20 protein-coding genes are annotated in these 25312 nt (G+C 61.2%); 8 read left to right on the top strand and 12 right to left on the bottom strand.

The genetic code is table 11. The annotated features are described in order from the left end of the window. Positions 1-13 precede the first annotated feature (13 nt). Positions 14-1720 (bottom strand): ShlB/FhaC/HecB family hemolysin secretion/activation protein, encoded by a 1707-nt coding sequence (locus AD659_RS08380; protein WP_053120170.1) that lies wholly within the window; start codon positions 1718-1720, stop codon positions 14-16. Positions 1721-1941: 221 nt separating this feature from the next. On the opposite strand from AD659_RS08380, the gene AD659_RS08375 reads away from it, so the two are divergent. Then, on the top strand, positions 1942-2217 hold the full coding sequence (locus AD659_RS08375; RefSeq protein ID WP_053120168.1) for a hypothetical protein: 276 nt from the start codon (positions 1942-1944) through the stop codon (positions 2215-2217). Positions 2218-2454: 237 nt separating this feature from the next. On the opposite strand, the gene AD659_RS08370 is transcribed toward AD659_RS08375, so the two are convergent. Next, positions 2455-3801 (bottom strand): DEAD/DEAH box helicase, encoded by a 1347-nt coding sequence (locus AD659_RS08370; RefSeq protein ID WP_053120166.1) that lies wholly within the window; start codon positions 3799-3801, stop codon positions 2455-2457. Between the two features lie 193 nt (positions 3802-3994). Between AD659_RS08370 and AD659_RS08365 the strand changes: the two genes are divergently transcribed. Further along, on the top strand, positions 3995-5293 hold the full coding sequence (locus AD659_RS08365) for a mechanosensitive ion channel family protein (protein WP_053120164.1): 1299 nt from the start codon (positions 3995-3997) through the stop codon (positions 5291-5293). 133 nt (positions 5294-5426) lie between these two features. On the opposite strand, the gene AD659_RS08360 is transcribed toward AD659_RS08365, so the two are convergent. Beyond that, complete coding sequence (locus AD659_RS08360; RefSeq protein WP_053120162.1) at positions 5427-6293, bottom strand: carboxylate/amino acid/amine transporter; 867 nt, start codon at positions 6291-6293, stop codon at positions 5427-5429. Positions 6294-6462: 169 nt separating this feature from the next. Between AD659_RS08360 and AD659_RS08355 the strand changes: the two genes are divergently transcribed. Then, positions 6463-7164: a cyclase family protein gene (locus AD659_RS08355; RefSeq protein ID WP_053120160.1), complete on the top strand. Its 702-nt coding sequence runs from the start codon at positions 6463-6465 to the stop codon at positions 7162-7164. 198 nt (positions 7165-7362) lie between these two features. Here AD659_RS08355 and AD659_RS08350 read toward each other — a convergent pair whose 3' ends face one another. Next, positions 7363-7962 carry an FMN-dependent NADH-azoreductase gene (locus AD659_RS08350; protein WP_053120158.1) on the bottom strand — a complete coding sequence of 200 codons (600 nt, stop codon included), beginning with the start codon at positions 7960-7962 and terminating at the stop codon, positions 7363-7365. A 150-nt stretch (positions 7963-8112) separates the two neighbouring features. After that, positions 8113-8427 carry a hypothetical protein gene (locus tag AD659_RS08345; RefSeq protein WP_053120156.1) on the bottom strand — a complete coding sequence of 105 codons (315 nt, stop codon included), beginning with the start codon at positions 8425-8427 and terminating at the stop codon, positions 8113-8115. A 50-nt stretch (positions 8428-8477) separates the two neighbouring features. Here AD659_RS08345 and AD659_RS08340 point away from each other — a divergent pair, with 50 nt between their 5' ends. The 5 genes from AD659_RS08340 to aqpZ all read left to right on the top strand — a co-directional run bounded on the left by AD659_RS08340 (position 8478) and on the right by aqpZ (position 13987). Then, positions 8478-9401 (top strand): PA3225 family LysR-type transcriptional regulator, encoded by a 924-nt coding sequence (locus AD659_RS08340; protein WP_053120154.1) that lies wholly within the window; start codon positions 8478-8480, stop codon positions 9399-9401. A gap of 14 nt (positions 9402-9415) precedes the next feature. Continuing rightward, positions 9416-10219, top strand: coding sequence for an alpha/beta fold hydrolase (locus AD659_RS08335; protein WP_053120152.1), 804 nt, complete (start codon positions 9416-9418; stop codon positions 10217-10219). 4 nt (positions 10220-10223) lie between these two features. Beyond that, positions 10224-10787, top strand: a complete 564-nt coding sequence (locus AD659_RS08330) for a peptidylprolyl isomerase (protein ID WP_053120150.1) — start codon at positions 10224-10226, stop codon at positions 10785-10787. 84 nt (positions 10788-10871) lie between these two features. Next, positions 10872-12704 (top strand): ABC transporter ATP-binding protein, encoded by a 1833-nt coding sequence (locus AD659_RS08325; protein ID WP_053120148.1) that lies wholly within the window; start codon positions 10872-10874, stop codon positions 12702-12704. 593 nt (positions 12705-13297) lie between these two features. Next, a complete protein-coding gene (aqpZ, locus tag AD659_RS08315; RefSeq protein WP_053120144.1) occupies positions 13298-13987 on the top strand; it encodes an aquaporin Z in 690 nt (229 codons plus the stop codon). Positions 13988-14003: 16 nt separating this feature from the next. Here aqpZ and AD659_RS08310 read toward each other — a convergent pair whose 3' ends face one another. The 7 genes from AD659_RS08310 to aceK all read right to left on the bottom strand — a co-directional run bounded on the left by AD659_RS08310 (position 14004) and on the right by aceK (position 25294). Then, entirely contained in the window at positions 14004-15128 is a 1125-nt protein-coding gene (locus tag AD659_RS08310) for a GNAT family N-acetyltransferase (RefSeq protein WP_053120142.1), read from the bottom strand. A 140-nt stretch (positions 15129-15268) separates the two neighbouring features. Continuing rightward, on the bottom strand, positions 15269-16579 hold the full coding sequence (locus AD659_RS08305; protein WP_053120140.1) for an OprO/OprP family phosphate-selective porin: 1311 nt from the start codon (positions 16577-16579) through the stop codon (positions 15269-15271). A 269-nt stretch (positions 16580-16848) separates the two neighbouring features. After that, positions 16849-17085 (bottom strand): anti-sigma factor family protein, encoded by a 237-nt coding sequence (locus AD659_RS08300; protein WP_053120138.1) that lies wholly within the window; start codon positions 17083-17085, stop codon positions 16849-16851. Continuing rightward, positions 17079-17690: an RNA polymerase sigma factor gene (locus tag AD659_RS08295; RefSeq protein WP_053120136.1), complete on the bottom strand. Its 612-nt coding sequence runs from the start codon at positions 17688-17690 to the stop codon at positions 17079-17081. The genes AD659_RS08300 and AD659_RS08295 overlap by 7 nt, the downstream gene beginning before the upstream one ends. Before the next feature lie 183 nt (positions 17691-17873). After that, entirely contained in the window at positions 17874-18995 is a 1122-nt protein-coding gene (locus tag AD659_RS08290) for a beta-ketoacyl-ACP synthase III (protein ID WP_053120134.1), read from the bottom strand. 339 nt (positions 18996-19334) lie between these two features. Continuing rightward, entirely contained in the window at positions 19335-23246 is a 3912-nt protein-coding gene (hrpA, locus tag AD659_RS08285) for an ATP-dependent RNA helicase HrpA (protein WP_053120133.1), read from the bottom strand. A gap of 326 nt (positions 23247-23572) precedes the next feature. Continuing rightward, on the bottom strand, positions 23573-25294 hold the full coding sequence (gene aceK, locus AD659_RS08280; protein ID WP_053120131.1) for a bifunctional isocitrate dehydrogenase kinase/phosphatase: 1722 nt from the start codon (positions 25292-25294) through the stop codon (positions 23573-23575). Between the last annotated feature and the right edge of the window lie 18 nt (positions 25295-25312).

Raw genomic sequence — 25312 nt, 5'->3', positions numbered from 1 at the left:
CGTTGCAGCAAAATTAAATGGATACATCCACGCGGAAATAGATCGGCGCTTCGCGCTCGGTCAGGGCATCCGGGCGTTCCAGGGAATGGGCGAACGTGACGCTGGCGTTCAGGTGTTCACCACGGGCGAACAGCTCCAGCGAGTTGCTGGACATGCGCCCGTGCTGATCGCCGTTGTAGCGATCACCGCGAATCACGCCTTGGTCGTAACCGAAGCTGGTGCCGTATTCGGCGAACACCGGGCGCAGCCATTCCAGGGTCACCGGGCGGCTCCAACGCAGGTCATTGCGCCAGTAGCCGCCGCTGTCGCCGGACAGCGACTGATCCTTATAGCCACGGATCGATGACTGGCCGCCCAGGCTCATGCGCTGCGGGCTGAACAGCACGTCTTCGCTGCGCTGGCCAGTCATCAGGCTGCTGAAGCTGAAGGACTCGCCCCACACCTGGAACGGTTGCAGGTAGCTGGCGGTGGCGGTGTATTTGCGGTAGCGGGCATCGGCCTGGCCGGGACCCGGATCGTTGTCGTCCTGGGCATCGAAGGCGCCGATCCCCTCTTGCATGCCCAAGTCGAGGTTGACGAAAGCATTGCCAACCCGCCGGCCATGGTTGATGCCGAACTGCGCTTCGCTGAGCCGATTGCTGCTCACCGCCAGCTTGCTGTCTTCGATAAAGTTGTTGGTGCGCAGGTACGCCAGGCCCGTATTGAGGGAGGTCTTGCTCAGGGCGTCGCGGTGGATCACCCGCTCGACCCGCAACTGATGGTTCTGGCTGTCGCCGGTCTGCTTGAAGTTGAAACCGTTGGCCGGGATCTGCGAGCGGTATTCGCTCTGGCTGTAGGTGTAACTGACGTTCCACCAGCCCCAGGGCAGGTTGTAATAGAGCATGGCGTTGTTGGAGGTGTGCTGGTGGTCGGTCATCGCGTCGTGGCCGCCGCGCAACATCAACTGGTCGGCCAGGCCCAAGGGGCTGTCCCATTCGAAACTGCTGCCCCACTGCTGCTCGCCGGTGCTGCGCTGGCCGTCGTTGCTGCGCGACAGGCCGGCGCGCCAAGGCTTTTTCGGTTCATTGGTGACCCGCACCTCACTGCCGCCGACGTTCTGGCCGGGGGTCAGTTCCATCTTTGCCTGGTTCGACGGCAGGCGATTGAGCTGATCGACCATCTGCTCGATTTCCCGCAGGTTGACCAGGTCACCGGCCTTGCCGGGAAAGGCCATCGCCAACTCGCGGTCCGATAGCTGGCTGGTCTCGGCGCCCTTCAGACCTTCCAGCCGCCCTTCCACCACCAGCACTTGCAGCTGACCGCTGGAAAGATCCTGCTGCGGCAGATAGGCGCGGCTGGTGACCAGGCCTTTTTCGATGTAATGGTCGGTGATGACTTTGAGCAGCTCGTTAAGCTGCGGCACGCCCAAGCATTGACCGATGTAGGGCTTGAGCAACTGCTCGCGCTCGCCGGCGGAAAGACTGTCGGCGCCCTTGAGCTCGAGGGTCTTGATGGGGAAGCAACGGCTATCGGCAGGTGTTGTTGGCTGGCTCGGCTTGGCCTCCTTCCCGGGCAGGTCCTTGAGTTCCTCCAGGCGACGGCGCTGCTCTTCGAGCAAGCGATTCTGGCGCTCGCGGATCAAGTCCGTGTCGCCAGGCGTGGGGGCGGCGTGAGCCAGGGTCAGTGGAGAAAGGCATAGCAAAGCCACGCACAACCTCGCCCAAAAGGCGGGTGAGGACATGTTCGATCCCTCGAGCGGAAAGTGACATCAAAATAGTGGCGCGATATTAATGAGCCATCATTTTGACGTCAACTAAATGGATTGGGCTTTGAGGCTATTAGCCCGTCCATTCATCAGAAATCGGCGACCCTCTTTCGAAAGCGAAGCCTCGATCGTCAAATGAACTTTTCTTCCCAGGCTGGCCTCCACCGTTTAACCGCCCAACAAAGGAATACGAGGCCATGAAAACCCTCATTGCACTCACCGCCGCCGCGTCCCTTACCTGCGCCCTGCCCGCCTGGGCCACTTGCACGCCTGAGGAAGCGACCGTAAAGCGTGAACAACTGGCCAAGGAAGTGACCAAGATCACCGAACAGAACCCGGCCAAGGCCAAGGAAATCAACGATGAGTTGCAGAAAATGGACATGGAGACTGCCAGCAAGGATGTGCCGGACAAGTGCCAGTTGATCGATAAGCGTTTGCAGGAGTTGGAAGAGGCGCAGAAGAAGGCAGAGTGATTGCCGAGCGAGCACGGTCAGCTTTTGTGGCGAGGGAGCTTGCTCCCGCTGGGGTGCGCAGCGCCCCAAAAGTCTGGTATCCGCGCGTTAATCAAACCGTTTTGTTGGGGGCTGCTGCGCAGCCCAGCGGGAGCAAGCTCCCTCGCCACAGGGATCTGCGCCAATCTTGGGTTTTTAAGTCACGCATAAAAAAACCGGACTCAAAGTCCGGTTCTTTTATCAAGCACTACCGTCGACTCACTCAGCCGCCGGCGCCTCTGGCTTGCGGCGCTTGAGGGGGGCCATGCCGTCCTTGCTGACCAGCGACGGGGCGTCGGTCTTCGGGCGGTTGGCGGTCTTGCGCTTGGTCGGGGCCTTGGCGCCGGTTTTCTTCTTGTCGCCCTTGGCGTCGACCTTTTTCTTCTTCACGCCCACGGCCTTGCCCGAGGCCTTGACCTTTTTCGGTCCGCCGTAGGTGCCTTTGACTTCCTTGATGGTACGGCGCTCGAAGCTCTGCTTGAGATAGCGCTCGACGCTCGACATCAGGTTCCAGTCGCCGTGGCAGATCAGCGAGATCGCCAGGCCGTCATTGCCGGCGCGGCCGGTACGACCGATGCGGTGCACGTATTCGTCGCCGCTGCGGGGCATGTCGAAGTTGATGACCATGTCCAGGCCTTCCACGTCCAGGCCGCGGGCAGCGACGTCGGTGGCGACGAGGATCTTCACGCCGCCCTGCTTGAGGCGATCGATGGCCAGCTTGCGGTCCTTCTGGTCTTTCTCACCGTGCAGTACGAACGCCTTGTATTCCTGGGCAACGAGACGACCGTAGATACGGTCGGCCATGGCCCGGGTGTTGGTGAACACGATGGCTTTTTCGTAGGTCTCGTTGGCCAGCAACCAGTTGACGATCTGCTCTTTGTGCTGGTTGTGGTCGGCGGTGATGATTTGCTGACGGGTGGTGGAGTTCAGTTGGCTGACCGCGTTGAGCTGCAAGTGCTCGGGGTTGTTCAGCACCTTGGCGATCATCTCGCGCAAGCCCGAACCGCCAGTGGTGGCGGAGAACAGCATGGTCTGCTGGCGGTTGACACATTCGTCCACCAGGCGCTGCACGTCTTCGGCAAAGCCCATGTCCAGCATGCGGTCGGCTTCGTCCAGCACCAGCACTTCGACTTCCTTGAGGTCGAGGTTGCCGGCGTTCAACTGCTCGATCATCCGCCCCGGTGTACCGATCAGGATGTCCGGCACCTTGCGCAGCATCGCGGCCTGGACCTTGAAGTCTTCACCGCCGGTGATCAGGCCGGACTTGATGAAGGTGAACTGCGAGAAGCGCTCCACTTCCTTCAAGGTCTGCTGGGCCAGTTCACGGGTCGGCAGCAGGATCAGGGTCTTGATGCTGACGCGGACCTTGGCCGGGCCGATCAGGCGGTTGAGGATCGGCAGCACGAATGCGGCGGTCTTGCCGCTGCCGGTTTGCGCCGTCACCCGCAGGTCACGCCCCTGGAGCGCGAGCGGAATAGCCGCTGCCTGCACCGGCGTTGGCTCGACAAATTTAAGCTCGGCCACGGCTTTGAGCAGGCGTTCGTGCAGGGCGAATTGGGAAAACACGGGTGCTACCTCGAAGAAATGCAAAAAAACAGCTGCATAGGGTAACGGTTTCGAGCGCGAAGGCCGAGTTTCTTTATACAAACGGCGGTAAATCAGTGCATTTTTATCAGCCGTTATTGCATCAACGGTCACTTGAGCGGGCTTAAATGCTCTAATCGCGCCGTCGCGTCTTTATAGAAGAATCGTTTCGTCCATGGACATCAAACAACTCTGGGTCAACCTCCAAGACCTCTGGGGTGCCCTTGACCAGCACCCGCTCCTGCATTCCAGCCTCGCCCTGATGTTGCTGCTGGTCATCGCCCTGGTACTGGGGCGTGTGTCGCGCTATCTGATTCTGCACGCCGCCAAATTGCTCGGGCGGCAACCGGCCTTGCATTGGGTCAACGACCTGCGCCAGAACAAGGTCTTTCATCGCCTGGCGCAGATGACGCCGTCGCTGATCATCCAATTCGGCCTGCACCTGGTGCCGGAACTGAGCAAGACCAGCATGATTTTCCTGGGCAACGTCGCCCTGGCGTTCACCATCCTGTTCATGGTGCTGAGCCTCAGTGCCCTGCTCAGCGCCCTGCTGGACGTCTACGCACGCACCGAACACGCGCGTACTCGCTCGATCAAAGGCTACGTGCAACTGACGAAGATGGTGCTGTATGTGTTTGGCGCGATCATCATCGTCGCCACGCTGATCGACCGCTCGCCGTTGTTGCTGCTGTCGGGCCTGGGTGCGATGTCGGCGGTGATCCTGTTGGTCTACAAGGACACGCTGCTGTCGTTCGTCGCCAGTGTGCAGTTGACCAGCAACGACATGCTGCGGGTCGGCGACTGGATCGAGATGCCCCAGGTCGGCGCCGACGGTGATGTGGTGGACATCACGCTGCACACGGTCAAGGTGCAGAACTTCGACAAGACCATCGTCTCGATCCCCACTTGGCGACTGATGTCCGAGTCCTTCAAGAACTGGCGTGGCATGCAGCAGTCCGGCGGGCGACGGATCAAGCGCAGCCTGTTCATCGACGCCAGCGGCGTGCGTTTCCTGCATGACGAGGAGGAACAGCACCTGACCCAGGTCCGCCTGCTGACCGACTACATCAGCCGCAAGCAGGCCGAGCTCAAGGCCTGGAACGAGGCCCAGGGCAACGTCGCGGCCATGTCGGCCAACCGCCGGCGGATGACCAACCTGGGCACCTTCCGTGCCTATGCCCTGGCCTATTTGAAGAGCCACCCGGAAATCCAGCCGAACATGACCTGCATGGTCCGGCAGATGCAGACCACTGCCCAGGGCATTCCGCTGGAAATCTACTGCTTCACCCGCACCACCGCGTGGGCGGACTATGAGCGCATCCAGGGAGATATCTTCGATTACCTGCTGGCGGTGATGCCGGAGTTCGGGTTGAACCTGTACCAGCAGCCGAGCGGCACGGACCTGCGCTCGGGATTGTTGCCGGCGGTGCTGGGGGCGAGCCACCTGCCGGAGCCGCAGAAGCAGGTGGTTTGACCTTCAAACACCATGCCCCTCAAACACCAGAGATCCCTTGTGGGAGCGAGCCTGCTCGCGAAAGCGGAGTGTCAGACAACAGATATACCGACTGACACGACGCCTTCGCGAGCAGGCTCGCTCCCACAAGGGGTCAGCGTGTAGCTGGCGGTTGGCGAACCCCCAACCGACTGATCCACACCGCCGCCAAGATCACCGACCCACCCAGCAGCAATCGCCCCAGTGCCTCGTGCTGGTTCCAGATCAGCAGGTTCACCAGCAGCCCCACCGGCACGTGCAGGTTGTTCATCACCGCCAGCGTCCCGCCGTTGACCTGGCACGCGCCTTTGTTCCACCAGTACAGCCCCAGCGCGGTGGAGACCAGGCCAAGGAATACCAGCACACCCCATTGCAACGGCGCTTCGGGCCAGAAGTTGGACTTGCCGAACAGCAGGAACGCCGGCAACGCCACCATCAGCGCACCGAGATAGAAGTAACCGAAACGCCGGTAATGCGGCAGATCGCTCGGGTGGCGGGCCACCAGGTGTTTGTAGAGCACCTGCCCGGCGGCATAGGTGAAGTTGGCCAGTTGCAGCAGCAAGAAGCCCATGAAGAAGTCCGGATTGATCCGGTCATAACGAATCACCGCCGCACCGGCCACGGCCACCAGCGCCGCAATCAGTGCCCAGGGATTGAAGCGACGGTTCAGCGCGTCTTCGATCAAGGTCACGTGCAAAGGTGTAAGGATGGTAAACAGCAGCACCTCGGGCACCGTCAACACCCGGAAGCTCAGGTACAGGCAGACGTAGGTCACGCCGAACTGCAAGGCACCGATCAACAGCATACCGCGCATGAACGACGGCTCCACCTGGCGCCAGCGCGTCAACGGAATGAATACCAGTCCCGCCAGTACCACGCGCACCAGCACCGCGAAATAACTGTCCACATGCCCGGCCAGGTACTCGCCGATCAGGCTGAAGGAAAACGCCTGGATCAATGTCACAAACAGTAGATAGCCCATACCGCCCCTCGTTTCGAATGGCGGCGACGATAGCGGGTTTAAGGGGCCGGTGCGAGTATGGCGGTCGTTACTGAACACAAGTCGGGGTCACGGCCCTATCAATGCGCTGACCGCAGTACTGTCGACCAATATCGCTCAAATTTTCGCAGAGGATAAGGAAGCCAAACGAATGCAACGTATCGAGTTTCGAAAAATTATCGACCTCAGCCATATCATCAGCCCGGACATTCCACTTTGGCCTGGCGACCCTCCGGTGACATTCGATGGAGTGGCATCACCGGAAAAGGATGGGTATTACCTGCGACGCTTCGGCATGGGCGAGCACAGTGCAACCCATATGAACGCGCCGAACACCTTCTTCCCCAATGCCATCGGGATTGACACCTATGAGCCAGCGTCCCTGGTCAGACCGGCCGTCGTGATCGATGTACGTCTCCAGGCCCGGGACCATCCAGACTATGTGATCGGCATTCAGGATGTCGAAAAATGGGAGCAGGTTCATGGGCGTATCGACCCGGGTTCTGTTGTGCTGTTTTACACGGGGTGGCAAGCCCTGTGGGACGACCCCAAGCGCTTTATCAATGAAGATGCGAACGGCCCGCACTTTCCCGGCATAGGCGCCGCGACCACACACTTTCTGCTAGAGGAACGCCGGATAGCTGGCGTCGGTATCGATACCCATGGCGTCGACCCGGGCCAGGATACGGTTTACGCCACCAACCGCCAGATTCTGGCGAAAGACGGCATCGTTCTCGAGTGCCTGACTCATCTCGATCAGCTACCGGCGAAAGGCACGACACTGGTCATTGGCGTGCTCCGACTGAAAGAGGGCTCGGGTTCTCCTGTTTCCGTCATGGCGTTCGTCCCCTGAGCCCATCGCCGTTTGGGGAGCAGGCACACACTCCAGCGCAGATCATCCAGGCAAAAAAAAGCCCGATCTCGCTCAAGCGTTCAATCGGGCTGATGCACTCAGGAGCAATAAGTGCAAAGGGAGGTTCGATGCGCAAAACGGTTTGAAGGGAAGCGCCAAGTCACTAGACCACCTGGCGATTACCTGAGGATTAACGGATCAGGCGACCTGGGACAGTTTGGCGTTGGCCTGATTCAAACCCTTCTCCTGGAACTCGCCACCCAGGTTCATGCCCTCGGCATGGATGAAGGTCACGTCGTGGATACCGATGAAGCCCATGACCTGGCGCAGGTAGGGTTCCTGATGGTCGGTGCTGCCTCCGGCGTGAATGCCGCCGCGGGCGGTGAGCACGAAGGCGCGCTTGTCGGCCAGCAGGCCTTGGGGTCCGGTGGGGGTGTATTTGAACGTCACGCCGGCACGCAGCACGTGGTCGAGCCAGGCCTTCAGGGTGCTGGGAATGGCGAAGTTGTACATCGGTGCCGCCATCACCAGTACGTCGGCAGCCAGCAGCTCATCGGTCAGTTGGTTGGAGCGTTCCAGGGAAGCGTTTTCAATGTCGTTGCGCTGTTCGACAGGCTTCATCCAGCCGCCCAGCAGGTTGGCATCCAGGTGCGGCACCGGGTTGATGGCCAGGTCGCGAACGCTGATTTCGTCGGCCGGGTGCGCAGCTTTCCACTGGCTGATGAACGTCTGGGTCAGTTGGCGGGAAACCGAGTCTTGCTGGCGGGCACTGCTTTCGATGATCAGAACGCGGGACATGGCTTGTAGGCTCCATCTGAGAATGTTGTCAGTCGATGGAGTGAAGATTAAACGTGAGCATATCGATGAAAAAGCGCAAATAACTGCTGTAAAGCATCGATATTTTCGTTTATAAGCGGAGCAAGCAATGTCACCTGCCCCGCTGCCGGGCTATTTCGGCTGACAGGTCAGCTTGATGCGCAGCTTGATGATGTTGCGGTTGAACTTGGCGGTGGCGTTCTTGAACTTGCCGGCGGCGACTTCGATCCTGCGGGTGCGCGGTGCCTCGGGGCCATTGTTGAAAACCACGGTGCAGGCCGCGTCGGTGCTGCCGTAGTTGTTGACCTGGATGGAACCGATGTCGGCATCGGTGTCATAGGCGTTGTAGTCGATGCTCAGGCCGTTGAGGTGTTTTTCCACATCGATCGGGTAGGCAAACGCAGTCAGTGGCAGCAAGGCCAGCACCACACAACAGATTTTCTTCATTCGGCAGTCTCCACCAAGGGACCGCCAGCTTAGGACAAGAGGAGCCCGATATGAAAGCGCCCCGCGTGACCCTGGATCAATGGCGCACCCTGCAGGCCGTAGTCGACCACGGCGGTTTCGCCCAGGCCGCTGACGTGCTGCATCGCTCCCAGTCATCAGTGAGCTACACCGTGGCCCGCATGCAGGATCAACTCGGCGTACCGTTGCTGCGCATCGATGGGCGCAAGGCCGTGTTGACCGAAGCCGGCGGTGTGCTGCTGCGCCGCTCGCGGCAACTGGTGAAACAGGCCAGCCAATTGGAAGACCTGGCCCACCACATGGAGCAAGGTTGGGAAGCCGAAGTACGCCTGGTGGTCGACGCGGCCTATCCGAACGCCCGCCTCGTTCGTGCCTTGACCGCGTTCATGCCGCAAAGCCGTGGCTGCCGGGTGCGGCTGCGCGAAGAAGTGCTGTCGGGTGTCGAAGAAGTGCTGCTCGAAGGCGTGGCCGACCTGGCCATCAGCGGTTTCAGCATTCCCGGCTATTTGGGTGCGGAATTGAGCGATGTGGAATTCATCGCGGTGGCCCACCCCGAGCATGCCCTGCACCGCCTCAATCGCGAGCTGAACTTCCAGGACCTGGAAAGCCAGTTGCAAGTGGTCATCCGCGACTCCGGTCGCCAGCAGCCCCGCGACGTCGGCTGGCTCGGCGCCGAACAGCGCTGGACCGTGGGCAGCCTGGCCACCGCCGCGAGTTTTGTCGGCAGCGGCCTGGGGTTCGCCTGGCTGCCCCGGCACATGATCGAGCGGGAACTCAAGGAAGGCGTGCTCAAGCGTCTACCCTTGGAACAGGGAGGCAGCCGCAATTCGACCTTCTATCTTTTTTCAAACAAGGAAAAACCCCTGGGCCCGGCCACGCAAATCCTGATCGAATTGCTGCGCACCTTCGACACCGCGCCGCTGGATGCGCCGTTCGCCGCCCCTGAACAAGCCTGACAAGGATTTCGCCGATGGCCTATTTCGAGCACGAAGGTTGCAACCTGCACTACGAGGAATACGGCCACGGCACGCCCTTGGTGCTGGTCCACGGGCTGGGCTCCAGCACCCAGGACTGGGAAAAGCAGATCCCGACGCTGTCCGCCCGCTACCGCCTGATCGTGATGGATGTGCGCGGCCATGGCCGCTCCGATAAACCCCGCGAGCGCTACAGCATCGCTGGCTTCAGCGCCGACCTGAGCGCGCTGATCGAACACCTCGACCTCGGCCCGGTGCACCTGGTGGGCTGGTCCATGGGCGGCATGATCTGTTTCCAATTGGCGGTGGACGAGCCTGAACGGGTCAAGAGCCTGTGCATCGTCAACAGCGCGCCGGAGGTCAAGATCCGCACGCCCGACGATTGCTGGCAGTGGTTCAAGCGCTGGAGCCTGATGCGCCTGCTCAGCCTGGAAACCATCGGCAAGGCCCTGGGTGCCAAGTTGTTCCCCAGGCCTGAACAAACCGAGTTACGCCTGGAAATGGCTCGACGCTGGGCAAAGAACGACAAACGTGCTTATCTCGCCAGCTTCGATGCAATCGTCGGCTGGGGCGTTCAGGAACGACTTTCACAGGTCGCCTGTCCAACCCTCGTCATCTGCGCCGACCACGACTACACCCCGGTGGCGCTGAAAGAAGCCTATGTTGAGCAGTTGCCCAACGCACGGCTGGTGGTCATCGCCGATTCACGGCACGCTACCCCACTGGATCAACCCGAACGCTTCAACCAAACCCTGCTCGACTTTTTGACCGCAACCGATTCCACCACTCAGGATCTCTGACCTCATGCTGAAAAAAATCGCCCTTGCCGCCGGTACCGTACTGTTTGCCGCCAACCTGATGGCCGCCACGCCGGCCAAGGCACCGCATGTATTACTGGACACCACCAACGGCCAGATCGAAATCGAACTGGACCCGGTCAAGGCCCCCATCAGTACCAAGAACTTCCTTGAGTACGTGGACAGTGGTTTCTACAACAACACGATTTTCCATCGGGTGATCCCGGGTTTCATGGCCCAGGGCGGCGGCTTCACCCAGCAGATGCAGCAGAAAGACACCAAGGCGCCGATCAAGAACGAAGCCAGCAATGGCCTGCACAACGTTCGCGGCACCTTGTCGATGGCCCGCACGTCCAACCCGGATTCGGCCACCAGCCAGTTCTTCATCAACGTGGCCGACAACGCTTTCCTCGATCCGGGCCGTGACGCCGGCTACGCGGTGTTCGCCAAAGTGGTCAAGGGCATGGACGTGGTGGACATCATCGTCAATTCCCAGACCGCCACCAAACAAGGCATGCAAAACGTGCCGGTCGACCCTGTGATCATCAAGTCGGCCAAGCGCCTCGACTAAACGCACAGGGCAAGCCTGAGCGGCGCCGGCGACCCCGCGCCGCTCACAGCAAAAAAAGGAGAGCCCTGCCCGGGCTAGGTACCCATGGTTTATCGCCGTTTCGAAAAATTGATCGACATCTTCCGCGACGCCCCGACCTCGGCCCCGCCGAACCGCGTCCTGCCGTTCTACACCTATTATCTGAAACAGGTCTGGCCCAGCTTCGCCGTGCTGCTGGTGGTCGGCCTGATCGGCGCACTGATCGAAGTGGCGCTGTTCAGCTACCTGAGCCGCATCATCGACCTGACCCAGGGCACGCCCAACGTCGACTTCTTCAAGGTCCATGGCCTGGAGCTGGCCTGGATGGCCGTGGTGGCGCTGGTCTTGCGGCCCATCTTCGTGGCCCTGCATGACCTGCTGGTGCACCAGACCCTGAGCCCCAGCATGACCAGCCTGATTCGCTGGCAGAACCACAGCTACGTACTCAAGCAGAGCCTGAATTTCTTCCAGAACGACTTCGCCGGGCGCATCGCCCAGCGCATCATGCAGACCGGCAACTCCCTGCGCGACTCGGCGGTGCAGGCGGTGGATGCGTTGTGGCACGTGCTGATCTACGCCATCAGCTCGCTGGTGCTGTTCGCCGAAGCCGACTGGCGCCTGATGATCCCGTTGTTGATGTGGATTGCCGCCTACATCGGCGCACTCTGCTATTTCGTACCGCGGGTCAAGGAACGCTCGGTGGTGTCGTCCGATGCCCGCTCCAAGCTCATGGGGCGGATCGTCGACGGCTACACCAACATCACCACCCTGAAGCTGTTCGCCCACACCAACTTCGAACAGCAATACGCCCGCGAAGCCATCGAGGAACAGACCGAGAAGGCCCAACTGGCCGGGCGCGTGGTGACCAGCATGGATGGGGTCATCACCAGCATGAACGGGCTGTTGATCGTCGGCACTACAGCCCTGGCGCTGTGGCTGTGGACCCAATCGCTGATCAGCGTGGGCGCCATTGCCCTGGCCACCGGCCTGGTGATCCGCATCGTCAACATGTCTGGCTGGATCATGTGGGTGGTCACCGGCATCTTCGAAAATATCGGTATGGTCCAGGACGGTTTGCAGACCATCTCCCAACCCGTCAGCGTCACCGACCGCGACCAGGCCAAGCCCCTGGCGGTGGCCCGGGGCGAGGTGCGCTTCGAACATGTGGATTTCCACTATGGCAAGAAAAGCGGGGTGATCGGCGACCTCAACCTGACCATCAAGCCCGGCGAGAAGATCGGCCTGATCGGGCCGTCCGGCGCCGGTAAATCCACGTTGGTCAACCTGCTGCTGCGCCTCTATGACGTACAAGGCGGGCGCATCCTCATCGACGGCCAGGACATCGCCGAAGTCGGCCAGGAAAGCCTGCGCGAGCGCATCGGCATGATCACCCAGGACACCTCGCTGCTGCATCGCTCGATTCGCGACAACCTGCTCTACGGCAAGCCCGACGCCACCGATGCGCAACTCTGGGAAGCCGTGCACAAGGCCCGGGCCGATGAGTTCATCCCATTGCTGTCGGACGCCGAAGGCCGCACCGGCTTCGATGCCCATGTGGGTGAGCGTGGCGTTAAATTATCCGGCGGCCAGCGCCAGCGCATCGCTATCGCACGGGTGCTGCTCAAGGACGCGCCGATCCTGATCATGGACGAAGCGACGTCGGCGCTGGACTCGGAAGTCGAGGCGGCGATCCAGGAAAGCCTTGAGACCCTGATGCAAGGCAAGACCGTCATCGCCATCGCCCACCGCCTCTCCACCATCGCCCGGATGGACCGCTTGGTGGTACTGGAAAATGGCCGCATCGCCGAAACCGGCAGCCATGCCGAGTTGCTGGCTCATGGCGGCTTGTATGCGCGGTTGTGGCAGCATCAGACCGGTGGCTTCGTGGGGATCGACTGATCCACCGCTGCCCCCGTGGCGAGGGAGCTTGCTCCCGCTGGGGCTGTAGGAGCTGTGTAGGAGCTGTGTAGGAGCTGTCGAGTGAAACGAGGCTGCGATCTTTCCCCTGACACTTGAATCTCAAGCGAAAGATCAAGATCAAGATCAAGATCAAGATCAAGATCAAGATCAAGATCAAGATCAAGATCAAGATCAAGATCAAGATCAAGATCAAGATCAAGATCAAGATCAAGATCAAGATCAAGATCAAGATCAAGATCAAGATCAAGATCAAGATCAAGATCAAGATCAAAAGATCGCAGGCTCCGCCAGCTCCTACAGAGCCCAGCGGGAGCAAGCTCCCTCGCCACAGGGTCCGGTTTGAATCAGCAATACTGAAAAAATCTGTCCAGTATCCATTTAGCCCACACCGCAACGACATACTCCCCGCCGACCACGGCCGAAACCGCCACCGTCCATGACGCTGGCGGTTTTTTATGCCGCTGGATTTGTCGCCACACTCTGCTGTACTCAGCCCAGGTTCTGGAGATGAACCTGTCGTAATGCTGCTGGATGCATAACCGAATATCACGACTGTTTTTTCAAGGATGCTTATGTCTTTACTCAAACGTTCAACGACTGAGTTGTTGGGTACGTTCTGGCTGGTGTTGGGCGGCTGCGGCAGCGCAGTATTGGCCGCCTCCGGCATTGGCGTTTTGGGGGTGGCCCTGGCCTTCGGCTTGACGGTGTTGACCATGGCCTTCGCCATCGGTCACATCTCGGGTTGCCATTTGAACCCCGCCGTTTCGTTGGGCTTGTACGTGGGTGGGCGGTTTCCAGCCAAGGAGCTGCCTGCCTACGTCATCGCCCAAGTCATTGGCGGTGTGCTGGCCGCCGCGTTGATCCACTTCATCGCCAGCGGCAAGGAAGGTTTTGACCTGGCCGCGTCCGGCCTGGCCTCGAACGGTTACGGCGAGCATTCGCCTGGTGGGTATTCAATGACGGCGGGGTTTGTCACCGAGCTGGTCATGACGGCCATGTTCATTCTGATCATCCTCGGCGCGACCGATAAGCGCGCACCGGCCGGCCTGGCACCGATTGCCATCGGCCTGGCCCTGACACTCATTCACCTGATCTCGATTCCGGTCACCAATACGTCCGTCAACCCGGCCCGCAGCACTGGCCCGGCGCTGATTGTCGGCGGCTGGGCCATCGAGCAACTGTGGCTGTTCTGGGTGGCTCCGCTGCTGGGTGCCGTCATCGGCGGTGTCTCGTACCGCTGGCTGGGCCAGGAAAACCGCTGAGCCCCACTTGCGACGATCAGCACTGCCGATAAGGCAGTGCTGTCCTCGCCTCTTCGGCATACGCCAACACACCCTCCTGTTCCCGGGCGAGAAAATCTGCAACCGCGGCTTTCAACCCGGGATGGCGCAAGTAGTGCCACGAGCGAGTAATCACCGGCTCGAAGCCGCGAATCAATTTGTGCTCGCCCTGCGCACCGGCGTCGAAACGCTGCAAGCCGTGGGCAATCGCGTAGTCCATGCCCTGATAGAAACAGGTCTCGAAATGCAGGCGATCAAACTCCGCCAGGCAGCCCCAGTACCGCCCGTAGAAACTGTCGCCGCCCACCAGGCTGAAGGCCATCGCCACCGGCCGTGACCCTTGCTTGGCCAACACCACGCGAATGGCCTCGGGCATGCGTTCGGCCAGCAGGCTGAAGAAGGTCCGGGTCAAGTAGGGCGCCTGCCGTCGTACTGCATAGGTGTTGGCGTAACAGGCGTAGACAAAATCCCACTGTGCCTCGTCCAACTGATGCCCTTCGAGCCATTCGAAGTCAATGCCCTGCCCCGCCACCTGCTCGCGCTCCTTGCGCATCTGCTTGCGCTTGCGGGAACTGAGGGCATCGAGGAAATCCTGGAAGTCGCGATAACCGCGATTTTGCCAGTGATACTGGCAGCCGATCCGCTGCAGCCAGCCTTCTTGCCCGGCGAGCGCCGTGTCGGTGAACGCATCGGTGAAGTTGATGTGGGCACTGGAAAGCCCTTCGATTTCCAGGTAGCCGGGCACGCTGCCCAGCAGCTCCAGACCGTCCTCCACCCGCGCCGCCAACAGCCGCGGGCCACTGACCGGGCTGAACGGTACCGCCGTCAGCAGCTTGGGGTAATAGTCGATGCCGGCCCGGGCACAAGCGTCGGCCCAGCCGTGGTCGAACACGTATTCACCGTAGGAATGCCATTTGCGGTAACTGGGCAAGGCTGCCAGCAGACGATCGTCTTCAATGTGCAGCAAATGCTCGGCTTGCCAACCGGATTGCGGGCCCAGGCTGGCGCTGTCTTCCAGGGCGCTCAGGAAGGCGTGGCGCAAGAAGGGTTGGTTGGCGGGCACCAACGCGTCCCACTCCAGAGACGCGATGGCGGACAGGCTGTCCAAGACGTGAAGCGGCATGCGGTTCCTCGATAGCCGGACGACGGATGAAGCGAGTATCGCCGATCCTGACCACGCACACATAAAAAAACCCCGCCAGAGGCGGGGTCGAAAGGAGCTTTAACGGATGAACGTGCAGCGGTGTATCAAGTCAGCGCGATTCAGAACACGTACTGGGCACGAACAACAAAACCGTCGCCATCGTCATCGCCATTGGCGTTGGTGACTTTGTCAGTCTTGGCCTTGACGTAGGCACCGGTGATTTTCACCGCTTCGTTGGCGTACCAGTTCACGCCCAGGTTGTGCACCTTGGCTTCGGCATCGCCCACTTCACGGGTGGCCGAGGCGGTGGTGATGTTGTCGTCTTCGACGGTCATGCTGTCGAAGCGGTAGAACACTTCCCAAGCGCCGATGGACTTGTTCTGAGGCTTGATCGCGTCGAACTTGCCGACTTTATAGCCACGGGACTCACCGGTGATGGTGTAGGCACCCTGGACGTAGAAGCCGTGGCCCTTGAGGTCTTCGAAGGCGTCGCTGTCAGCCTTGGTCTTGCGGGAGATGTATTCACCCTGGATCGACGCTGGGCCCATGGCGAAAGCGGCTTCCAGGCCGAAGGCGGTGTCGGTGTCGTAGGAACCGGCCGGCGAGTTGTTGGCGCCGCCCAGGACCGGACGATTGCCGTTAGGACCGGCATCGTTGCCGCCCAGGGTTTCAACGCCACGCATGCCCAGACGGGAGCGGTAACGAGCGTCGAATGCGGTGTCGGAAACGTCGCGGGAGGCCACGTTCAAACCGAAGTGCAGCACGTTACCGGCTTCGTGCATCGGGGCGAACACGAAGCGACCGTTGGCTTGCTTGATGCTGTTGCCGTCGGTGTCGTCGGTGTCTTTGCTGAATACACCGGCCGAGGCGTAGAACGAATCGGCGAAGGTGCTGGAGGCCTGGATGCCCAGACCGTTCTGATGGCCGTTGGCCCAGTCGATCAGGTCGTAGGCGGCGTTACGCTCAGGCGCGGTCACCCACTTGGAGCTGGTGGCTTTTTCCAGGCCGAAGTCGGGGTCGAAGCGACCGACCTTGATCGATACCGGCTTGAAGCCGTTATAGGCCAGGGACGCTTCGTCGAAGTAGCCGTTATCGGAGTCGCCGCTGTTGTGGGCGAAATCGTAGTTGATGGTGTAGGCCCAATCCGTGTACAGCACACCCGACAGCTCCAGGAAGCCACGACGGATGTAAGCGGCATCGGCCTTGTCGCCATTGTCGGTGTAGATACCGTCGAACTGGCTGTAGTCAGCCTGCAAACGACCGCCGAGCTTGAAGCTGAACTCTTTGTCAGTGGTAGCGACCTCAAGGCCGCCCTTGGTTTTGACCACGATATCGGCGCCGTCGGTGGTGACGGTACCGGCGAAAGCCTGGGCGGTTACTGCCATTGCCAGTGCGCTGGCGGCAACACCTGCGAAGTGCTTACGGATCATCGAAGAATTCCCCTGTTGGTAGTCTATGCGTTAGAAAACACGCGGAACTGGGCCCGCTGGTGTTGGGAGGGGATCTTGGCGGCCGGTTGTGTCAGGCGAGTTGCTATCACATAAAGATTTTATGACAGCGGAACTTTTTACTTCGAATGGGAATAACTGTAGGAGCTGGCGAAGCCTGCGATCTTTTGATCGTTCGCTTGAGATTCAGTTGGCGGGGGAAAAGATCGCAGCCTCGTTGCACTCGACAGCTCCTACCAGCTCCTACGGGTTTAGCGGATGTTTTTGCGCCGTTCGGCGGCGAGTTTCTCGGCGAGGTGATCCAGGTCGGGAATCGGCGGTTTCGGCAGTTTTCTGAGGGTCGCCTGCATCAGGCGCATCTGGCGGATGAATCGTCGGCAATTAGGACAGAACATCAGGTGATGGCGCACCAGCAGGCGTTCACGAAAGCTCAGTTGCCCGTCGAGGTAGTCGCTGGAGCGGGCCACTTGTTCCTTGCAGGTCAGCATTCGCCGGTTTCCTCGAAATGTTCAACAGTCGCGAAGACCTTCAGTCGGGCGCGATGCAACAGCACGCGTACATTGGAGAGCGAGATGTCCAGAAGATTACAGATTTCGTCCAACTCCAGGCCCTGTTGTTCCCGCAGGGTCAGCACGCTGCCTTGCAATTCCGACAGGCTGAGCAAGGTGTGCTCCAGGCAATCGCGCAATTCGCCCATCGTCAGCAACGCTTCGGGCGTGTCCTGGTGCCAGGCGAACGGCGCCAGCAGCCAGTGGCCGTCAGCGGCGAAACGCTCATCGCCAAGGGTGCCGTGGGGGGCCGGAAGGTCATCGAGCAGCACTTCCCGGCGGTTCTGCTTGTAGCGTCCCTTGGCGGCGTTGGCGGTGATGGTCAACAGCCAGGTCTTGAGGCTGGAACGGCCTTGGAAACCATTGAGATTGCGCACCACCGACAGCCACGCGTCCTGCACCACTTCGTCGGCATGGCGACTGCCGACGATGGCATAGGCCACGGCGCGCATCGGGCTCTGGTAGGTGCTGACCAGTTCCTTGTAGGCTTGCTGCTCACCGGCCAGGAGGCGTTGGAGCAGGAGAGTGTCGTCGGTGACTGTCATTCAACATCCCAAGATTTGCATCACTGCAATGCTTTTGTGGCGAGGGAGCTTGCTCCCGCTCGGTTGCGCAGCAACCGCAAGATCTTGGGGGTCGCTTCGCAACCCAGCGGGAGCAAGCTCCCTCGCCACAAAAGCTCCCTGCCACAGCAAGCGCCCTTGCCCAAAAAATCTGGACCAGCCAGATCAATGCTTACGCAAAATCACGCTGCCAATCGAATAACCGGCGCCGAACGAACTGAGGACGGCAACCGAACCGCTGGGCAGGTCATCCTGGTAAGTGTGGAATGCAATCACCGAACCGGCCGAGCTAGTGTTCGCATAGCGGTCCAGGATCACGGGAGCTTCCGCTTCGGTGGCTTCGCGCCCCAGCAGTTTGCGCACGATCAGGTGGTTCATGCTCAGGTTGGCCTGGTGCAGCCAGAAGCGCTTCACATCGCCAACGCTCAACTGGTTCTCTTCCAGGTGGGCACCGATCAGTTCGGCCACCATCGGGCAGACATCCCGGAACACCTTGCGGCCTTCCTGGACGAACAGCTTGTCGCGACTGCCTATGCCCTCTTGCGCGGTGCGGTTGAGGAAGCCGAAGTTGTTGCGGATGTTGTTGGAGAACTTGGTCAGCAGCTTGGTGCTGACCACGTCGAACTGGTGCGGCGAGGTCGCCAGGTCGGCGCGCTCGATGATCACGGCAGTGGCCGCGTCGCCGAAGATGAAGTGGCTGTCGCGGTCGCGGAAGTTCAAATGGCCGGTGCACACTTCCGGGTTGACCATCAGGATCGCCCGGGCCTGGCCCAGTTGCACGCTGTTGGCGGCAGCCTGGATGCCGAAGGTCGCTGAGGAACAGGCCACGTTCATGTCGAAACCGAACCCTTCGATGCCCAGGGCTTCCTGGACTTCGATAGCGATGGCCGGGTACGCACGTTGCAGGTTGGAACAGGCGACGATCACCCCGTCGATGTCGGCGGCCGTACGGCCGGCGCGCTCCAGGGCTTGTTTCGCGGCGCCAACGGCCATTTCGCAGAGCACCGACCACTCGTCGTTGGAGCGCTCGGGCAGGCGTGGGGTCATGCGCAGTGGATCGAGAATACCGTCCTTGTCCATGACAAAGCGGCTCTTGATGCCCGAGGCTTTTTCGATGAACGCGGCGTTGGATTCGGTCAATGCCTCGACTTCCCCGCGCGCGATGGCGTCGGCGTTATCGGCGTTGAATTGCGCGACATAGGTATTGAAAGATTGCACCAGCTCTTCGTTGGAGATGCTGTTGGCCGGGGTGTACAGGCCGGTGCCGCTGATGACGACGTTATGCATGGGTCGTGTCTCTGATCTGTTCAGGCAGAAAGTATTGGCACCGACGTACCAACACGCAAAGGGACTTTTCCCATCCGGGGAAGCAGCCCTGGCATCGCTTTATTCCGGATCCGCCCGTGGCATTGAAGCCCAAAACCACGGGACCGGCATTTATAGGCGCGAAGTTTGCCATAAACGCTGGGGTTTGGCCCATGCTCCATTCATTACGACACCCTGCCCTGTGGGAGCGAGCTTGCTCGCGATTGCGCTGGTTCAGCCTGCATTGATGTTGACTGACACACCGCTATCGCGAGCAAGCTCGCTCCCACAAGGTTCTGAAGGGTTGTCGGGTTGGTGTGATCACCCCTCCACCTGCCCCCACTGCTTGCCCAGGCGCTTGTCGGAAATCGGCACCTTGGTGCCCAGTTGCTGGGCGAACAGCGACACCCGGTATTCCTCCAACCACCAGCGGTACAGCTCCAATTGCGGGTCGCGCTTGCCTTCCTGGGCGTGTTTGCTGGCGCGGGCCTGGTATTGGGCCCAGAGGTTCGACAGTTCGCCACTCCAGACCCGGTCTTTCTGTACCTGGCTGCCGAGCTTCTCGAAGCGTTGTTCGATGGCCCTGAGGTAGCGCGGCAGTTCCTTGAGCCACTGGTGCGGGGTTTCCCGCACGAAGCCCGGGTACACCAGGTGGCTGAGTTGCTGCTTGATGTCGTTCAACGCCACGGCCTGGGCCAGGTCGATCTTGCCCTTGAAGCGTTTTTGCAGGCCATGCCAGAGCTTGAGGATGTCCAGGGTCAGCTTCGCCAGGCGTTCGGCGTGCTCGGTCCAGCCACCACGCTTGCGCTCGGCCAGGGCAGCCAGCGCGGCGCCGTCACGGGGCAGGCTCGCTTCACCTTCGAGCACGCAGCTGTCGAGGCTGGCGAGCAGGATGTCTTCCACCAGGCCGTCGATACGACCCAAGTCGCGGTACAGCAAACCCAGCTCCGTCAGCCCCGGCAACTTGCCCCGCAGGAACTTGGCCGACTCGGCCAGTTGCTGCATGAGCAAGCGCTGCAAGGCGCGGCGATGCTGGAATTCGGCTTCGGCCGGCGTCGGGAAGCGCCCTTCCTTGACCACGCCGCCCTCTTCCACCAGCGCCGGGTAGACCGTCATCGACAACCCGGCAATCTTCTGCTGCGTTTTCTCGGCCACCGGCGCGAAGACCTTCGCCTCCACCGGTGCCTGGCTTTTTGCCGTTTGCGGCACGGCCAACGCCGCTTGGCTGGCTTCGGCAAAACGCGCCGTCAGTTCGGCCAGGTCGCGGCCCTCGCCGAGGAACTTGCCCTGGCCGTCGACGATTTCCAGGTTCATGCGCAAATGGCTTTCAACCTGTTGGGCCGCTTCGGCCCAGGCTTCGTCGCTGACCCGCGCCCCGGTCATGCGCAGCAGCTCACGGCCCAGGGACTGCGGCAGCGAGCCCTCGGCAAACGTGATGCGTTGCAGCGCCGCCTTGACGAAGTCCGGCACCGGCACGAAGTTCTTGCGCAAGGCCTTGGGCAGGTTGCGCACCAACGCGATGCACTTGGCCTCGATCATCCCCGGCACCAGCCATTCCAGGCGCTCCGGCGGCAGCATCGGCAGCAGCGGCGCCGGCACCCGCAGCGTCACGCCGTCGCGCGGGTGGTTGGGCTCGAAGTGATAGCTCAGCGGCAAAGTCAGGTCACCGACGCGCAAGGTGTCGGGGTACTGCGTCGCCGTGACCTCGCTGGCTTCGCGGGCCAGCACGTCTTCCTCGCGCATGATCAGTAATTGCGGGTCTTTCTGGCTGTTGATCCGGTACCAGCTGTCGAACGTCGCGGTCTGGTGGATCTCGGCCGGCAAGCGTGCGTCGTAGAACGCAAACAGCGTTTCTTCGTCGGCCAGGATGTCGCGGCGGCGGGCCTTGGCTTCCAGTTCGTCGAGTTGCTCCAGCAAGCGGGTATTGGCGCCCAGGCACTTGGCCTTGGACTGGATCTCGCCGCGCACCAGTGCCTCGCGGATGAACAGTTCACGGGACACCACCGGATCCACCGGCCCGTAATGCACCGGCCGCCGCCCGACGACGATGAGCCCGAACAGGGTAATCTGCTCGTAGGCCACCACTTGCCCGCGCTTCTTCTCCCAATGGGGTTCGAAGTGGTTTTTCTTGATCAGGTGCCCGGCCAGCGGCTCGATCCAGTCCGGTTCGATCTTGGCCACCATACGCGCGTACAACTTGGTGGTTTCCACCAGCTCGGCGGTCATCAGCCACTGCGGACGTTTCTTGCCCAGGCCCGACGAGGGGTGTACCCAGAACCGCCGCTGGCGAGCACCAAGGTAATCACCGTCTTCGGTTTTCTGGCCGATCTGACTGAGCAAGCCCGAGAGCACCGCTTTGTGCAGCTTCGGGTAGTCGGCCGGGTCTTTGTTGAGGCTCAACTGCATGTCGCGGCAGATCAAGCTCAACTGGCGATGGGAATCGCGCCACTCGCGCAGGCGCAGGTAGTTGAGGAAATTCTTGCGGCACCAGTTGCGCAACGGGCTGGCGGTCAGGGCCTGGCGCTGCTCTTCGAAACCGCGCCACAAATTGACCAGCCCGGCGAAGTCCGAGTCGGCGTCTTTCCATTGAGCGTGGGCCTGGTCGGCCGCTTGCTGGCGTTCCGGCGGACGCTCGCGCGGGTCCTGGATCGACATGGCGCTGGCGACGATCAACACTTCCTGCAAACTGCCCAGCTTCGCCGCTTCCAGCAGCATACGACCCATGCGCGGGTCCACCGGCAGGCGCGCCAACTGCCGACCCAACGGCGTCAACTGGCTGTTGCGGTCCACCGCCGAGAGTTCTTGCAGCAGGTTGAAACCGTCGCTGATGGCCTTGCCATCCGGCGGCTCGATGAACGGGAAATCGGTGATCTCGCCAAGGCGCAGGTGCAGCATCTGCAGGATCACCGCCGCCAGGTTGGTGCGCAGGATCTCCGGGTCAGTGAACTCCGGCCGCCCAAGAAAATCCTCCTCGCTGTACAGCCGCACGCAAATCCCCGGCTCCACCCGTCCGCAGCGGCCCTTGCGCTGGTTGGCGCTGGCCTGGGAAATGGCCTCGATGGGCAGGCGCTGGACCTTGGCCCGATAGCTGTAGCGACTGATGCGTGCGGTACCGCTGTCGATCACGTAGCGGATGCCCGGCACGGTGAGCGAGGTTTCAGCGACGTTGGTCGCCAGCACCACCCGACGGCCCGGGTGGGATTGGAAGATCCGTTGTTGCTCGGCCGGGGACAATCGCGCATATAACGGCAAGATCTCGGTGTGCTTGAGCTGGGCCTTGCGCAGCATTTCCGCCGCGTCGCGAATCTCCCGCTCCCCCGGCAGGAACACCAGCACATCCCCGGGGCTGCGGCGCTCGCTGCGCTCGTAGGCGGCGATTTCGTCGAGGGTGGCGAGTATCGCCTGGTCGACGGTCAAGTCGTCCTCGACCCGGTTGCCCTCTTCATCCTGTTCCAGGGTCAGCGGGCGATACCAGGTTTCCACCGGGAAAGTGCGGCCCGAGACTTCCACGATCGGCGCGTCGTCGAAGTGCTTGGAAAACCGCTCCAGGTCGATGGTCGCCGAGGTAATGATGACTTTCAGGTCCGGGCGACGCGGCAGCAGGGTCTTGAGGTAGCCGAGCAGGAAGTCGATGTTCAGGCTGCGTTCGTGGGCCTCGTCGACGATGATCGTGTCGTAGCGTTCGAGGTAGCGGTCGTTCTGAGTCTCGGCCAGCAGGATGCCGTCGGTCATCAGCTTGATCAGGGTGTTGGCGTCGCTCTGGTCCTCGAAGCGCACCTGATAGCCCACCAGCGCCCCCAACGGCGTGGACAGTTCCTCGGCCACGCGGCTTGCGACGCTGCGGGCGGCGATCCGGCGTGGCTGGGTGTGGCCAATCAAGCCATGCTGGCCGCGGCCGATTTCCAGGCAGATCTTCGGCAACTGGGTGGTTTTGCCCGAGCCGGTTTCGCCGGCAATGATCAGCACTTGGTGCTTGAGCAGCGCCTCCTTGATTTCGTCACGCTTGGCGGCGATCGGCAAATTGTCGTCATAGCGGATCACCGGCAGGCTCGCCTTGCGCGCCAGCACCTGATCGCACGACGCCTGCATGCGCGCCACCCACTGGGCCAGCTTGGCCTCGTCGGGCTTCTTGCGCAGCTCGAGCAACTGCCGCCGCAACCGGTGACGGTCGGCGAGCATGGCGTGGTCGAGGTTTTTCAGCAGTTTGTCGATAGCGGGGGCTTGATCAGTCATCAGGTACGCAAGGGTCGTCGGTTTGAGCAAGGGGGCGATTGTCGCAGATTTGCGGTCATTGCGCCGAACACACAAAGCAGCCCCACCGCCATACCCTTGTGGGAGCGAGCTTGCTCGCGATGGCGGTGTGTCAGTCGACATTCATGCTGGTTGATCCACCGCTATCGCGAGCAAGCTCGCTCCCACAGGGGATTTGCGTCAAGGCTGCTTTTGTGGCGAGGGAGCTTGCTCCCGCTCGGCTGCGCAGCAGCCGCAAAATCTTGGGACCGCTTCGCAGCCCAGCGGGAGCAAGCTCCCTCGCCACAGGGTACTTCACTCGCCTGGCGTTATTCGTTGTCCAGGTCCTTGCGCCGATACGGGAACACATCGATCACCTTCCCCGCCCGGATCGCCTCCTGCAGGCTTTTCCAGTAGTCGGCGTTGTACAACTCGCCGTGCAACTGGTCGAACAGCTTGCGCTGCCCGGCGTCGGCGAACAGGAACGGCGGGAATTCTTCGGGGAAGACGTCCAGCGGGCCGATGGAATACCAGGGCTCGGAAGCCATTTCGTCTTCCGGTGTGCGGGGCTGGGGAATGTGACGGAAGTTGGCTTCGGTGAGGAAGCAGATTTCATCGTAGTCGTAGAACACCACGCGGCCGTGGCGGGTCACGCCAAAGTTCTTGAGCAGCATGTCACCGGGAAAGATGTTCGCCGCCGCCAGTTGCTTGATGGCCAAGCCATAGTCTTCCAGCGCCTCGCGCACCTGGTCCGGGTTGGCGTTTTCCAGATAGAGGTTGAGCGGCGTCATCCGGCGTTCGGTCCAGCAGTGGCGAATCAGCACGGTCTCGCCGTCCACCGACACCGTCGATGGGGCCACTTCCAACAGTTCCTCCAGGCAGGCCGGCTCGAATTTGCTCAGGGGAAAGCGGAAATCGGCGAACTCCTGGGTATCGGCCATGCGCCCGACCCGGTCGACGCTTTTCACCAGTCGGTACTTCTCGATCACCGTGGCCCGGTCGACGTTTTTCGACGGCGAGAAGCGGTCCTTGATGATCTTGAACACCGTGTTGAAGCCTGGCAGGGTGAACACGCTCATGACCATGCCGCGCACGCCCGGCGCCATGATGAACTGGTCGTCGGTGTTCGCCAGGTGGTTGATCAGCGCCCGGTAGAACTCGGATTTGCCGTGCTTGTAGAAACCAATGGAGGTGTACAACTCGGCGATGTGTTTGCCCGGCAGGATGCGCTTGAGAAAGCCGATGAATTCCGCCGGCACCGGCACGTCCACCATGAAGTACGAGCGGGTGAACGAGAAAATGATCGACACCTGCGCCTCGTCGGTGATCAGCGCATCGATCTGGATCCCCCGGCCCTCGCGGTGCAGCAGCGGGATCACCAGCGGCCATTGATCGTCGCGGGTGTAGATCCGGCCCACCAGGTAGGCGCCCTTGTTGCGGTAGAGCACCGAAGAAAACAACTCCACCGTCAGTTCCGGGTCCTTGCAGACCCAGTCCGGCAGGTTCTCGCGCAACTGCGCTTCGAGGCGCTGCAGGTCCCCCACCAAATCGGCGTAGTCCTCGCTGAAACGGTAATCGGCGAAGACGCTCGCCAGCATCCGATCCAGTTGGCCCTGGGGCTTGTAGGTGCGCGTCTGGGCGGCGCGGGCCCGGCGCAGGCTGGGCCGGGTGGTGTGGATGAACATGGTGCCGTCGCTGATCAGGTCGTGACTGAACAGCCCGCAGAAGATCGAGTTGTACCAGGTTTCCGACAGTTCATCGTCGAAGCGCAGGTCGATCAGGCTGATGTAGGCGCTTTTGACCAGCGGCCAGCAACTCACGTCCATCAATGTTTCGTCATCGAAGGCCTTGTGCAGCCTGGCGACGGTTTCGAAAACTTTTTCTTCATACAGATTGATGCGCGCCGCCGAAGCCGCTTGGGCTTCCAGCCACTGGGCCTGCTCGAACCGGGCGCGGGCACCATCGGTGATCTGCCGGAAATGCTCACGATAATCGTCGAAGCCGTCGAGGATCGAACGGGCGATTTCGAGGGCGGGCCATGGCTGCGGCATAAGGTAAACCTCGGCGGG

It is taken from the genome of Pseudomonas thivervalensis (assembly GCF_001269655.1).
Lineage (GTDB): Bacteria > Pseudomonadota > Gammaproteobacteria > Pseudomonadales > Pseudomonadaceae > Aquipseudomonas > Aquipseudomonas thivervalensis.
Note: the sequence above shows the minus strand (reverse complement) of the source record. Positions and strands in the feature narration are given on the sequence as shown.

Excerpts from the sequence above, each read along its gene's own strand:
- AD659_RS08380 (WP_053120170.1), bottom strand. The coding sequence starts at position 1,720 with ATGTCCTCACCCGCCTTTTGGGCGAGGTTGTGCGTGGCTTTGCTATGC.
- AD659_RS08345 (WP_053120156.1), bottom strand. The coding sequence starts at position 8,427 with ATGAAGAAAATCTGTTGTGTGGTGCTGGCCTTGCTGCCACTGACTGCG.
- hrpA (WP_053120133.1), bottom strand. The coding sequence starts at position 23,246 with ATGACTGATCAAGCCCCCGCTATCGACAAACTGCTGAAAAACCTCGAC.
- AD659_RS08310 (WP_053120142.1), bottom strand. The coding sequence starts at position 15,128 with ATGCCGCTTCACGTCTTGGACAGCCTGTCCGCCATCGCGTCTCTGGAG.
- AD659_RS08360 (WP_053120162.1), bottom strand. The coding sequence starts at position 6,293 with ATGGGCTATCTACTGTTTGTGACATTGATCCAGGCGTTTTCCTTCAGC.
- AD659_RS08295 (WP_053120136.1), bottom strand. The coding sequence starts at position 17,690 with ATGACAGTCACCGACGACACTCTCCTGCTCCAACGCCTCCTGGCCGGT.
- AD659_RS08355 (WP_053120160.1), top strand. The coding sequence starts at position 6,463 with ATGCAACGTATCGAGTTTCGAAAAATTATCGACCTCAGCCATATCATC.
- aqpZ (WP_053120144.1), top strand. The coding sequence starts at position 13,298 with ATGTCTTTACTCAAACGTTCAACGACTGAGTTGTTGGGTACGTTCTGG.
- AD659_RS08305 (WP_053120140.1), bottom strand. The coding sequence starts at position 16,579 with ATGATCCGTAAGCACTTCGCAGGTGTTGCCGCCAGCGCACTGGCAATG.
- AD659_RS08365 (WP_053120164.1), top strand. The coding sequence starts at position 3,995 with ATGGACATCAAACAACTCTGGGTCAACCTCCAAGACCTCTGGGGTGCC.
- AD659_RS08325 (WP_053120148.1), top strand. The coding sequence starts at position 10,872 with ATGGTTTATCGCCGTTTCGAAAAATTGATCGACATCTTCCGCGACGCC.
- AD659_RS08300 (WP_053120138.1), bottom strand. The coding sequence starts at position 17,085 with ATGCTGACCTGCAAGGAACAAGTGGCCCGCTCCAGCGACTACCTCGAC.
- aceK (WP_053120131.1), bottom strand. The coding sequence starts at position 25,294 with ATGCCGCAGCCATGGCCCGCCCTCGAAATCGCCCGTTCGATCCTCGAC.
- AD659_RS08340 (WP_053120154.1), top strand. The coding sequence starts at position 8,478 with ATGAAAGCGCCCCGCGTGACCCTGGATCAATGGCGCACCCTGCAGGCC.
- AD659_RS08375 (WP_053120168.1), top strand. The coding sequence starts at position 1,942 with ATGAAAACCCTCATTGCACTCACCGCCGCCGCGTCCCTTACCTGCGCC.
- AD659_RS08330 (WP_053120150.1), top strand. The coding sequence starts at position 10,224 with ATGCTGAAAAAAATCGCCCTTGCCGCCGGTACCGTACTGTTTGCCGCC.
- AD659_RS08335 (WP_053120152.1), top strand. The coding sequence starts at position 9,416 with ATGGCCTATTTCGAGCACGAAGGTTGCAACCTGCACTACGAGGAATAC.
- AD659_RS08290 (WP_053120134.1), bottom strand. The coding sequence starts at position 18,995 with ATGCATAACGTCGTCATCAGCGGCACCGGCCTGTACACCCCGGCCAAC.
- AD659_RS08350 (WP_053120158.1), bottom strand. The coding sequence starts at position 7,962 with ATGTCCCGCGTTCTGATCATCGAAAGCAGTGCCCGCCAGCAAGACTCG.